The sequence below is a fragment of the Moellerella wisconsensis genome (assembly GCF_022592395.1).
Lineage (GTDB): Bacteria > Pseudomonadota > Gammaproteobacteria > Enterobacterales > Enterobacteriaceae > Moellerella > Moellerella wisconsensis.
This window is the reverse complement of the sequence record NZ_CP093242.1, coordinates 2,448,699-2,461,189: the sequence shown is the minus strand read 5'-3', so window position 1 is coordinate 2,461,189 and position 12,491 is coordinate 2,448,699. Positions and strand designations below refer to the sequence as shown.

At 41.7% G+C, this 12,491-nt stretch carries 11 protein-coding genes; 3 read left to right on the top strand and 8 right to left on the bottom strand.

Annotated elements, in window-relative coordinates; all coding sequences use genetic code 11:
• Positions 1-2 precede the first annotated feature (2 nt).
• The 8 genes from MNY66_RS10820 to MNY66_RS10785 form a co-directional block, all read right to left on the bottom strand.
• Entirely contained in the window at positions 3-179 is a 177-nt protein-coding gene (locus MNY66_RS10820) for a hypothetical protein (RefSeq protein WP_241500839.1), read from the bottom strand.
• Positions 176-547: a WYL domain-containing protein gene (locus MNY66_RS10815; RefSeq protein ID WP_241500838.1), complete on the bottom strand. Its 372-nt coding sequence runs from the start codon at positions 545-547 to the stop codon at positions 176-178. The genes MNY66_RS10820 and MNY66_RS10815 overlap by 4 nt, the downstream gene beginning before the upstream one ends.
• A 23-nt stretch (positions 548-570) precedes the next feature.
• Complete coding sequence (locus MNY66_RS10810; RefSeq protein WP_241500837.1) at positions 571-879, bottom strand: HTH domain-containing protein; 309 nt, start codon at positions 877-879, stop codon at positions 571-573.
• A gap of 212 nt (positions 880-1,091) precedes the next feature.
• Positions 1,092-1,928 carry a DUF932 domain-containing protein gene (locus MNY66_RS10805; RefSeq protein ID WP_241500836.1) on the bottom strand — a complete coding sequence of 279 codons (837 nt, stop codon included), beginning with the start codon at positions 1,926-1,928 and terminating at the stop codon, positions 1,092-1,094.
• Positions 1,929-1,941: 13 nt separating this feature from the next.
• On the bottom strand, positions 1,942-2,367 hold the full coding sequence (locus tag MNY66_RS10800; protein ID WP_241500835.1) for an antirestriction protein: 426 nt from the start codon (positions 2,365-2,367) through the stop codon (positions 1,942-1,944).
• A 90-nt stretch (positions 2,368-2,457) separates the two neighbouring features.
• Positions 2,458-3,330 carry a GTPase family protein gene (locus MNY66_RS10795; protein ID WP_241500834.1) on the bottom strand — a complete coding sequence of 291 codons (873 nt, stop codon included), beginning with the start codon at positions 3,328-3,330 and terminating at the stop codon, positions 2,458-2,460.
• A gap of 255 nt (positions 3,331-3,585) precedes the next feature.
• Positions 3,586-4,251 (bottom strand): hypothetical protein, encoded by a 666-nt coding sequence (locus tag MNY66_RS10790; protein WP_241500833.1) that lies wholly within the window; start codon positions 4,249-4,251, stop codon positions 3,586-3,588.
• A 558-nt stretch (positions 4,252-4,809) separates the two neighbouring features.
• On the bottom strand, positions 4,810-5,571 hold the full coding sequence (locus MNY66_RS10785; RefSeq protein WP_241500832.1) for an IS5 family transposase: 762 nt from the start codon (positions 5,569-5,571) through the stop codon (positions 4,810-4,812).
• 466 nt (positions 5,572-6,037) lie between these two features.
• On the opposite strand from MNY66_RS10785, the gene MNY66_RS10780 reads away from it, so the two are divergent.
• The 3 genes from MNY66_RS10780 to MNY66_RS10770 all read left to right on the top strand — a co-directional run bounded on the left by MNY66_RS10780 (position 6,038) and on the right by MNY66_RS10770 (position 12,459).
• Positions 6,038-7,642: a type I restriction-modification system subunit M gene (locus MNY66_RS10780; RefSeq protein WP_241500831.1), complete on the top strand. Its 1,605-nt coding sequence runs from the start codon at positions 6,038-6,040 to the stop codon at positions 7,640-7,642.
• The gene (locus MNY66_RS10775) at positions 7,632-9,056 is read left to right on the top strand and encodes a restriction endonuclease subunit S (protein ID WP_241500830.1); all 1,425 of its coding nucleotides are present in this window, start codon (positions 7,632-7,634) and stop codon (positions 9,054-9,056) included. Before MNY66_RS10780 ends, MNY66_RS10775 begins: the two co-directional genes overlap by 11 nt.
• A gap of 124 nt (positions 9,057-9,180) precedes the next feature.
• Entirely contained in the window at positions 9,181-12,459 is a 3,279-nt protein-coding gene (locus MNY66_RS10770; RefSeq protein WP_241500829.1) for a type I restriction endonuclease subunit R, read from the top strand.
• Positions 12,460-12,491 lie beyond the last annotated feature (32 nt).

Below are 12,491 nucleotides of genomic sequence, written 5' to 3'. Positions count from 1 at the left end.
TTTTAAGCTTCCTTATGTGATGATGAATTCACGGTATGGTGGTTATTTTGAATAGGCATGATCCATTCGTGACCGCAATCGCGGCACATCCAGCCCGTACCCCATGCAATGATGTCTTGCTCAGAAGAACAGTGAGGGCAATGTGTTGGATGTGATGCTAGTGGGGTTAATAACGTCATAGTCGGCTCCTTTCTTTGTGGGATGGAAGAGAGGTAAGTAATTGTGATATCAATCTAAAATGCGGTAAGGCCGCGATAAAACTGTTTTGTTGTGACAGTTGCATCACTGCGTGTTTCGGTGTGAAGGGAGTATTGAGTGGCTGAACTTGCTGGATATCATCTAACAACAAGACATGCACTTGCTGGTGATATTCAGCCAGTAAATACCACTGGCCTTCACGGTAAATCAGTTGATAGGGTTGTAGCGGATTAAAACGACGCTCAGGTGTAAGTAAGCTAATAGATTGCTTACTGGTAATGGCATACACCAATTGATAGAAATGGTCGGCATGCAAAGCCGAAATCTTATGGGCATGATGCCAAATCAAACAAGGTGCATGAGGCTGTTGGGTTAACAGTAACCCGAGCGACTGTCTAGCCCCGGAAACAGCCGAGTCATTCCAATCTGTTTCACAAAGGTAAGAACATCTTTGTCTCGGTATGCTTTTAGCGTATTGATAGGCAAGCGATAACAACCTTGTCGACCTTCTACACCCAGATAAGCCAAACGTTCACGTAAATCCCGTTGTAACGTGCGTTCAGAAACATTGAACTCTTGGGCTAAACATGAGAGCACAAGGCTTTCTCCTGCCATTAAGCGGGCAATCAACGCAGAGAGTCGCACAGCCATGCGGTCATATTTTCGGTTGGTCTGAAACATAACGTATTGCTCTCAATAACAGACAGTTAGAAATTACAGGAATGAGGGAGTTTAACTTAGGGGATTGACAGGTTATGTCTGTTGGGAATAATTTTCATTAGGCATTTTAATGAAAAATCACTATAAGCAATTCATTGATAAATAACGTTATGCTTTTTATTTGAACGATAAGAAAGTAAGGCGTAACGACACAACCTGTCAGGGCGGGAAAATTAGTTGGGTTGGCGAGGGGCGAGTTGATTAAATAAAGTATCGGCCATCACCCACAGGGCTTTATTGAGTTTAATATCACCATCAATTCCATTCACCGAACGAGTTCGGGCACGTTTACCTTTTGCAGTGCGACCAGATAATCCTCCTTTAATCAGGTTTTCTTGTAGACGTTGGTACACTGTCCAGAGGTCTTCTTTCTTATCTTCAACGCGTCGAGGCTGTAGAACTTGCTCTCGTGTGACAGGTTGGAACTCTTCACCAAAGCGGTAGGTCAAAGCCGCTTCAGCAAAGGCTTGCTGGGCGGGTGGCGGTAACAATAACGACTGCATACTTTCGCGTTTTTCAGCCACTTGCTCAAATGTATCGAGTACCTCATACGCCCCTTCAATCACTTTACCCACCACATCCCCTTTATGGGGGACACGCACTTCTCCTAATACATCACCGCACACCAAACCGTTAGAGCACACGGCTCTAAAGAGTCCCGGCAGCATCTGATAGCTGCTTGAGCCATCATGGCTATTAAGCAGAATAATTTCAGGAACTTGTACGCCAGTGATTTGGTCATGGCGTCGAAGTCGTAACATATGCTTGGTGTGCTCTCGACGGCTGATATCACGCACCCGAGTCTGGCAGGCAAAGAACGGATAGAAGCCTTCTTTTTGCAGGCTATCTAACAAGGTAATGGTCGGAATGTAGGTATAGCGTTCACTGCGAGAATCGTGCTTATCTTCGGAGAAAATGCTCGGTACAGTACGAAATAATTCTTCAATGGTCAGTGGACGGTCACGACGAATACTGTTAGCTGAACCAAAACGCGAAGCTAATAAACTCATGATAGACTCCTGATTAATCAATTAAATGGAAAATAGCAGCGGATTCGGGATGTTGTGCAGCGTAGTCGCGCAGCTGATAAAAGCGGTCGCACATGACTTCGCTTTCTGTTTGGAATGACCAGATGCTGTACAGGATCAGACACACCACAATCCCTGCCGCTTCTTGGCTCACCGTGGCTTCATTGCCGTTGTGCATGTTAAATAGCGTTAAGGTGTCCATGTTGATATCGGGGTAGATAAAGGCACCGCCATTACTAAGCGAGCCATACTCCCAGTAACCGCCATGATACTCATCGCAGAATTGACCCATCGTGGTGAAGATCACCACTTCAAAGGTAGCCCAGCCTTTCACTGCACCAAAATGGTTGAACCAAAAATCAAGGCGTTGTTCATCAGGGACTAATTCCATTGTGATAGCAGATTCAGTTGTGTTACTCATAAGTTGATACTCCAATAAAAAGAAATAAAAAGCGCCAACCCCGTTAAGGAGTGGCGCTTGATGTCATCAATGTTGTGTTAATTTAAGAAGTTAAAAGAACAGGCTCCACAGGGATTTAGCGACGGAGACGATGCTATTTTTGACCGTACCAATCGTACTTTTTATCAGTGGTGGCAACGGAATGATGTCGATTAAAGTATCAACAATATCACTGACACATTGCCCAAAATCGTTACGTGCCGAAGTTTCTACAGATTGCGTCCGATAAGTGTTGTCCAGTTGCCTAGCTACCCCGCTGCTGGCTTGTGCCGGTAACGCCTGTATTAATTGATCTGCTAATTCAGTGAGTTGAAAACCTTCTGCCGCAGAAACCGTCATCACCGGATGATGCGGCTTAAAGGCTGTTACCACGGCTTGTTGCTTCAATTCTAAGTTAGCCGTTTGTTCAGCGGATGGCTGGTGGGATAGTTCATCCCATTGGCGGCAGGGCTCTATTTTGTCTGCTTGGTTTAGCACGAATAGAAAATGTTCAGGTTGATAACTGCATTGCTCAGTGAGAAAGCGATAACACTGTTCATCAGAAGACCATGCTCTATCATCGGCCTTGAGTACCCAGATGATTAAATCCAGTTCTGGTAATAAGTTACGATAGAGCTGGTGGTACTCTTTATCTCGTTCGATACTTTCCCCCACGCCGGGTAAATCAACAAAGGTGAGCGTATGGCTCTTCATCGTCATACTGAAGCGTTGAGCTTGTCGTGTGCAGCCAGAGACATTACTGACGGGCGATAGGGCAGATTGGAATAGGGCGTTGATTAAGCAGGATTTTCCAGCCCCTGTTTTACCCATCAGGCCGATGGTGGGGGAGTAGTTAATTAGGTGGTTGAGTTGGTTGAAAAAAGAGGTTTGGAATGAATGAGGTAGAGTAGATAGGATGGTTTTAAACTGAAAGTTTTGAGACATATTACTCCTTGAAATAAAAGAAAATTATAGTTATTCAAGGAGATAATATATATCTGAGATTTTTTGTAAGTATAGTGATTAGCACAGTGTAGATCTAAATATGACTAATATTGCAGGGGGAACTGGCTTTTCAAAAAAGGGAATAGCCAGTTCAATATTGTAGATTATTATTTCACTTATTAATTTTACAGAGGCAAATATTCAGCAAAATTAAAATAGTTAAATTTTTCTTTTGTATACTCAAAAATAAGGCTTCTATTGGTTATTTTGAGTATCCAATATATGGGATAACAAACGGCACTCTTTTGGCATTGGTATCATCTTGAAGAAATTGACAAATAAAATTAAAAGTAATGAACTCATTGCATATAAAATGAAATGCTGTGATTGTTCAATGCTTCCCCCTTTATAAATAGATAAAGCCATAAATAAGAAGGAAAGTACAAGGTATTGTATAGAAAATAAACCGTAAATAAAGCATTCAAACCTGAAGCCTAGTCCTTTATTGAATGTCATTATTCCATTTTCAATGGATAAAAATGTCCGGAATTTTTTAAAAAAACGGGGTGAAATTAGTTCTTGATGTTGAAATGCTAACCTAAACACGATGTGTTGCATGCCTGAGTCTGAAATGCCAGATATACGATATCTAATAATGTTTGATATATTCGATTTAAGAAAAAATTTATCATCCTCATCGAGTGGGTAATTTTTGAGCATATTATTATACTCATCTAATTTTGAATTTTTCATACCTTTTAAAAAGGTAATTATTTCTTTGGCTTTCCAGATGGCAGCCAGTAGTAGTATCGTAAAAGAAACAATAAAAATAGCCTGAGAGCTGCTCAATTCTCCATTAGAAACCATTCCTGATAGCATTTCAGATAAAAAATTAATTGCTTTTCCTAGTAACTCACTCATGAATATCTCCTATGTTATACGTAATTTATTTAAACAATATATAATGCTTTAAATATATGTTAAATAAAAATATGGAGTAGATAAATTATGGAATGGCTTCATCAGCATAGTTTGTTATGCTAAACTTTTGGTATAAGGTATTAGACTATTGCTGAATATATGGAACATCAATTCAAATCATACAGTCGGGTCAACAAGAACAAAACAATGTCTATTTACTGGATTGTTGTTCCGGTTGTCATCTGGATAGCATTCATGTATTGGTCACTAATATTAGGCCATAGAACTGTTATGTTTGAATGGTTTCCAAAATGGACTATTTCTATTACGTTTGCTGCCATTGTAAGTGTAATTAGTGGGGTTTGGAGCATTTTACGTCGCCCACTAAAGCATGCATTTAAAAACTTTCTCTGGTCTGGACTTATGGCTCTTGTATTCATCGTTCCTGCGTTTGATGTGTTGGCATATTTACTAACAAACAAAACAATTCACTACCAAACTGAATATGAAATCACATCACCGGGCCCTAGGGGCTGTTGATCTTTGTATAAAAATTACTCATCGGTATTTTGGTATCCACATCATGATTAATGAAAGAGCGACCATTGATGAGTAATTTCTTGCTAATTTATCATGTCGACTTGATATAGCTCTAAAATGCTTTATCCGCGCAAACGCATTTTCAACAAAATGCCTTACCTTATAAAGCTCCCAGTCCATATGATCATTGTTTAATAGATTCACTTTTCGCCTTGGTATCATTGCCGTCGACCCTTTTATATTCGTTAAATAAGCCCGAAATTTCTCACTGTCATAACCTTTATCCGCTACTGTGAAATCACATGTTGGGCTGTTTTCAACTAGTTCTTCTGCAAAAACAATGTCATTTCGATGACCGTCTGAAAGTTCAAAATTAACTGGGTAACCGTGACTATCTACTGCGAGATGGATCTTCGTTGAATTTCCTCCACGGCTTTTTCCTATTTCTTCATTTTCTTTTGTTGCTGCACCTGTAGCATGTTGATGTGCTCGTATAATTGTGCCATCAATGAAGAGATATTTGCTATCAGATATACGTGATAATTCATTGAATAAAATATGAATTATCCCTTTTCTAGACCAAAGATTAAATCGTCTAAAAATTGTATTCCATTCACCAAATGCTTTAGGAATGTCTCGCCAAGGGCAGCCCGTTCTCATTCGATATAGAATGCCTTCAAACGTCATTCTATGTTCGTATTTATTATAAACCCGTCGAGTATTTCTCATCAGTTGGGATAGCGTAACCCACTGTTTTTCTGTTAACATTGTTCTTGGCATGGTGACTATTTGTATTGTTAATTTTTGGCGAAATCAATTATACAACATCACCATGCCGTTCAAAAAAAGCACAAAGATCAACAGCCCCTAGTACTAGCCGATTTGGTCGATGTGACCACGGTATATGGATAAAGGAAACCTATACTGAACAATGGAAATTACTTTGTATTAGTAATCCAAAATCGAAAACTAAAGAAAACACAGGTATGGTATGGGTCACAACAAAAACCGGACCTATTGGCGCTTATATTGTAGATTACCAGTTTTCTCCTTTTCCTTCTGAACAATGAGTACTGGGCGAAAAAGGTTGATATAATTTAACTTTTGCCGCCCAAACCGACCTGATTTTATGCGATAATCTTATCCAAACCTATTTTGTATACATTATCGGCAGTTAGCGTAAAAATAACTGACACTAGCTCTGTGCTTGCCGATAATAACTGATAAGAAAAGAGAATCTATCGACATGGCTAAATCTCCCGCGAAAAAACCAACCAAAGGCTTTGAAGAAACCCTGTGGGATACCGCTAATCAACTGCGTGGTAGCGTTGAATCGTCCGAATATAAACATGTGGTGCTTAGTTTGGTGTTCCTGAAATTTATCAGTGATAAATTCGAAGCCAAACGTAGCGAATTAATCAAAAATGGTCAGGAAGCCTTTGTCGATATGGACGTTTTCTATCAACAAGATAACGTTTTCTTTTTACCGCAAAAGTCTCGTTGGTCTTATGTCCAAGAGCGTGCGAAGCAAGACGATATTGCAGTCATTATTGATACCGCATTATCCACCATCGAAAAAAGCAACACATCGCTGACGGGCGCATTACCCGATAACTATTTCTCACGCCAAGGGCTTGAGCCGAAAAGGCTCGCCTCACTTATCGACAGCATTGAAAACATCAATACCCTCGCCACGGAGTGTGGAGTAGGGGAAGAGGATCTGGTTGGTCGCGTTTACGAGTATTTTTTAGGGCGCTTTGCGGCAAGTGAAGGTAAGGGCGGCGGTGAGTTCTATACCCCAAAATCAGTAGTAACCCTGCTGGCGGAAATGTTAGAACCTTACCAAGGTAAAGTGTATGACCCGTGCTGCGGCTCGGGCGGTATGTTTGTGCAGTCGTTGAAATTTGTCGAAAGCCACCAAGGGAAAAGCAAAGATATTGCGATTTACGGGCAGGAGCTCACCAGCACCACCTATAAACTGGCGAAAATGAACTTGGCGGTGAGGGGGCTAACGGGCAACTTAGGCGAACGCCCTGCGGATACCTTTTTTGCCGACCAACACCCTGATCTGAAAGCCGATTTTATTATGGCGAATCCGCCATTTAATTTAAAAGATTGGCGTAATGAAGCCGAGCTTACCAGCGACCCACGTTTTGCCGGTTTCCGTACTCCACCAACGGGCAACGCTAACTATGCGTGGATCTTGCATATGTTGTCTAAGCTTAGTGAAGACGGTGTTGCGGGGTTTGTGTTAGCCAACGGTTCGATGAGTTCTAATACCAGCGGTGAGGGGGAAATTCGCCAAAAACTCATCGAAGATGATCGTATTGAGTGCATGATTGCACTACCCGGCCAGCTCTTTTTTACCACGCAAATCCCCGTTTGCTTATGGTTTATTAGTAAAAGTAAACAAGCCAGCGCCAAATATGGTTATCGTGATCGCCAAGGGGAAACCTTGTTTATCGATGCCCGTCACCTCGGCACTATGATCAGCCGTACCCAAAAAGAGCTTACTGCGCAAGATATCGCCACTATCGCCGATACTTTCCATGCATGGCGCAGTAGCGAAAGCGAACTGAAACGTCGTATTGCTGCCAAAGAAATCGGTATTGAGCAGTATCAAGATAAGGCGGGCTTTTGCAAGGTGGCTACTCTTGACGATATCAAGGCCAATGATTTTGTATTAACGCCGGGGCGCTATGTGGGCGCTGCGGAGGTTGAAGATGACGGTGTGGCGTTTGAAACCAAGATGCAGGAATTGACCCAAACCCTTTATCGCCAGATGGATGAAGCGGCAGAATTAGATAAAGCGATCCGTAAAAATATGGAGGTGCTGGGTTATGGGGAATAAATGGCCTCTAAATAGTTTGAAAAATCTTGGAGTTAGTTTAATTGACTGTGTACATAAAACTCCGAAAGCAACAGATAATGGAATTCCGTATATTGGTATTCCACAGATGAAAAATGGAGCTGTAGATTTTTCAGCAAACCCAAGACTTATTTCAGAAGATGATTTCAATCTCTGGACTGTCAAAGCTAACCCTACATTTGGTGATATTATTCTTTCTAGAAGATGTAATCCTGGAGAAACGGCTTATGTACCTGAAGGAGCAAAATTTGCATTAGGTCAAAACTTAGTTTTATTACGTCCTAATCCAGAAATTATTCATCCTGGTTATTTACGATGGGCTGTAAATAGCCCTATTTGGTGGGATGAAGTTAGTAAATATAAAAATCCAGGTGCTGTATTTGATAGCTTAAAATGTTCGGATATTCCAAATTTTGAAATTCCTGCGCCACCTTATCAAGAACAGATTCAGATCGATCGATGCCTTCTAAGTTTAAGTAATAAAATAGAACTAAATAGTCAAATCAACCAAACGCTAGAGCAAATGGCACAAACTCTATTTAAATCATGGTTTGTGGACTTTGACCCTGTGGTTGATAACGCACTGGATGCCGGTTTTTTTGAGCAGGATTTAGATTTCTCTGATGAATTACTGCGCCGGGTTGAAGTGCGTAAAGCGGTGCGTGAAAGTGATAATTTTAAGCCGTTACCGGAGGATATTCGTCAATTATTTCCTAATGCTTTTGAAGAATGTGCAGAGTCTGCGTTAGGACTTGGGGGATGGGTGCCTAAGGGTTGGGAAGTATCAACAGTAGATGATGAACTTACTGTAAAAGGTGGTTCTACCCCAAGCACTGCAAATCCAGATTTTTGGGAGGATGGGAATATTCACTGGACATCTCCAAAAGACCTTTCCGGTAGCCAAGAGAAAATAATGCTTGATACTGAGCGGAAAATCACTGGACTTGGATTAAAAAAAATTACATCCGGATTACTTCCTGTTGATACGGTATTGATGTCTTCACGAGCACCTATTGGTTACCTAGCTATGGCAAAAATTCCAGTCGCGGTTAATCAGGGATACATCGCAATTACGACAACAAAAAGGCTTTCACAGGAATATATCCTTTATTGGTTGAATTCTTCGATGGATGAAATTAAAGGAATTGCTGGTGGTACAACCTTTGCAGAAATTAGTAAGAAAACGTTTAAGGGTATCTCAATGGTTATACCTAATACTCAGGTGATTGAGAACTATACAGTTACAATTAAACGTTATCTTAATAAAGTAACGTTAAATGCGAAAGAGAGGGTGGCGTTAGAAAATATCCGAAACACACTCCTCCCTAAACTGATCTCCGGCGAGCTGTCTTTGAGTGAGATAAAAATAGACAATCTAGAAGAAACGCTTATTTAATTTATGTGACCGCTTCACACTTTTATTGTCGTGAGGCGGTTTTTGTTATCGAATCAATTAAACTATCTTAATTAAAACAACTCGATAAAAACTAATTTGCTAAAAACAAAAAGAAGCCACTGACATGAGCCATATCTTCACTGAAGCCAAACTGGAACAGGCGATTATTGAACTGCTAGGACAACATGCAAACAATGCAGGGCAAACTTGCTATCCGCATTATTTCGGCAATACTATCCCGCGCAAAGACAATAGCGACGTGTTGATCGTGGATGATTTGCGCCAGTATCTCGCCAAACAGTATCAAGCGGATGGCATCACGGACGGTGAAATTAATTCTATTATCCATCAGCTACAGGCCCTGCCTGCCAGTGACCTGTATCAAAGCAATAAAACTTTTTGTCATTGGCTCAGCAACGGCTTCTTACTCAAGCGCGAAGACCGCAACCAAAAAGACCTGTATATCGAATTGATGGACACCCAAACTTTATCTGACCAATTGGCGAGGTTATTTGCAGGGGAAGACATGCTATCCGTGGTAGATAATAATCGCTATCGGTTAGTTAACCAGTTAGAAATAGAAGGCCAAGCGCGGAATGGTGGAGTACAACTGCGCATCCCTGATGCAATTTTATACGTCAATGGGTTACCGCTGGTGGTGTTTGAATTTAAATCGGCGGTGCGTGGGGAAGAGGCGAGTTTATTTGATGCATGGACACAGCTTTGCGTGCGTTATCGTCGCGATATTCCTAAACTGTTTGTTTATAACGCCTTGTGTATTCTCAGCGATGGTGTGAATAACAAAATGGGTAACCTGTTTGCCCCTTATGAATTCTACTATGCATGGCGCAAAGTCAGCGGCAACGAATCAACGGAAAAACAAGGCATCAATGGCTTGTATACCCTGATTGAAGGGCTATTTCATCCCGTTCGTTTATTGGACGTACTGAAAAACTTTATTTTCTTCCCTGATACCAGCAAGTATGAAGTCAAAGTGTGCTGCCGTTATCCCCAGTATTATGCGGCTCGTAAGCTGTATTACAACATCGAAAAAGAGCGTAAACAGATAAGCGCAGGCGGTGAAAATATCGGAGGTAGTGGTAAAGGGGGCACCTATTTTGGCGCAACAGGTTGTGGTAAAAGCTACACCATGCAATTTTTAGCTCGCTTATTGATGAAGAGTGTTGATTTCGCCAGCCCGACCATTATTTTAATCACCGACCGAACCGATCTTGATGAACAGCTAGCAAAACAGTTTTGCAATGCAAAAGCCTTTATTGGCGATGAAATTATTGTGCCAGTCACCAGTCGCCAAGATTTACGCGACAAGCTTGCCGGGCGTGCCAGTGGTGGGGTATTCCTCACTACCATTCATAAATTTACCGAAGATATTCAACTGCTTTCTGAGCGTAGTAATATCATCTGTATCTCGGATGAAGCCCACCGTAGCCAAATCAACCTCGACCAAAAAATTATCATCAACCAAGAAGACGGTACGGTTAAAAAGACCTACGGCTTTGCTAAATATCTACATGATTCACTGCCTAATGCCACTTACGTCGGTTTTACGGGGACGCCTATCGACGCCACTTTAGATGTCTTTGGTGAAACTATCGATAGCTATACCATGACCGAATCAGTGAATGATGAGATCACCGTGCGCATTGTGTACGAAGGGCGTGCGGCTAAAATTGCCCTTGATAATAGCAAACTGGATGAGATCGAACGCTATTATCAAGAATGTGAAGCCCAAGGCACCAGCGAATATCAGATAGAAGAAAGCAAAAAAGCCACCGCGAATATGAACTCCATTTTGGGTGATCCTGACCGCATCGATGCATTAGCGAAAGACTTTGCACAGCATTATGAAAAGCGAGTGGAAGAAGGCTCTACCATCAAAGGCAAGGCAATGGTGGTTTGCGCTAGTCGTGACATTGCTTATGCGTTTTATCAGAGCCTGAAATTACAACGGCCTGAGTGGTTTGAGGAAAAACAGGCAATCGACGGTGCGACACTCACTGAGCAAGAGAAAAGCGAATTGATGCGTTTGCCGATGGTCAACATGGTGATGACCCGTGGGAAAGATGACCATGAGGCGATGTACAACTTACTGGGAACGAAAGACTACCGCAGAGAGTTAGATAAACAGTTTAAGAACCCGAAATCCAACTTCAAAATCGCCATCGTAGTGGATATGTGGCTGACGGGCTTTGATGTGCCTGAGCTGGATACCATTTATATCGACAAGCCGTTGCAAAAGCATAACCTTATTCAAACTATTTCCCGAGTCAATCGTCGTTTTGAAGGGAAAGAAAAAGGGCTGGTTGTTGACTATATTGGTATTAAGAGCCGCATGAACATGGCGCTGGCGATGTATTCGAAAGCGGATAAGTCTAACTTTGAAGATGTTCAGCAATCCATTGTTGAGGTGCGTAACCACCTCAATTTGCTTTCACAGGTATTCCATAAATTCGATAGCCGTGATTACTTTTCAGGTTCGCCAACATTGCAATTAGACTGCCTTAATAGAGCAGCAGAATTTATTTTGCAAACTAAGAAAACTGAACTGCGCTTTATGGGCTTAGTGAAGCGATTGAAAGCCGCTTATGATGTGTGTGTGGGCAGCGAAGATATCACCCAAGATGAACGTGAGTACATCCATTTTTATCTCGCGGTACGTTCTATCGTCTATAAATTAACGAAAGGTGATGCCCCCGATACGGCGCAGATGAACCAAAAAGTGCGCGAAATGATAGCCGAAGCCCTCAAAGCCGAAGGGGTAGAAGAGATCTTTACTTTGGGCGATGATAAAGCGGAAACCATCGATATTTTTGATGATGAATACATGGCTCGCATCAACAAAATCAAGTTGCCGAATACCAAAATGCAGCTGCTGCAAAAGATGCTACAAAAAGCCATTAGTGATTTCCAAAAGGTCAACCAACTCCAAGGGATCAATTTCTCCAAGCGATTCCAAGCCTTAGTTGAGCAGTATAACCAACGTAAAGAGAATGATGTGCTCAATGGTGAAGAGTTCGACGATTTCACGGCACAAATGGCGGATATGATTTATGACATCAAGGCGGAAATGATGTCATTTGAGGATATTGGCATCGATATGGAGGAGAAAGCTTTCCTCGATATTTTGCAGCACATGTGTCAGAAATACGATTTTACCTACGATGACGACAAAATGCTGGCGCTGGCTAAGGATATGAAGCTGATTGTTGATGACAGCACACAATATCCTGACTGGAGCAACCGGGAAGATATTAAAGCGAAGCTAAAGGTCGACCTTATCCTGCTATTACACCGTTATGGTTTCCCTCCAGTGGCTAATGATGAGGTGTATAAAAGTGTGCTGGAGCAAGCTGAGAACTTTAAGAAATATCAGTTGGGGTGATGGGTAATCGCTGAGATATCGAAGGTTACTCT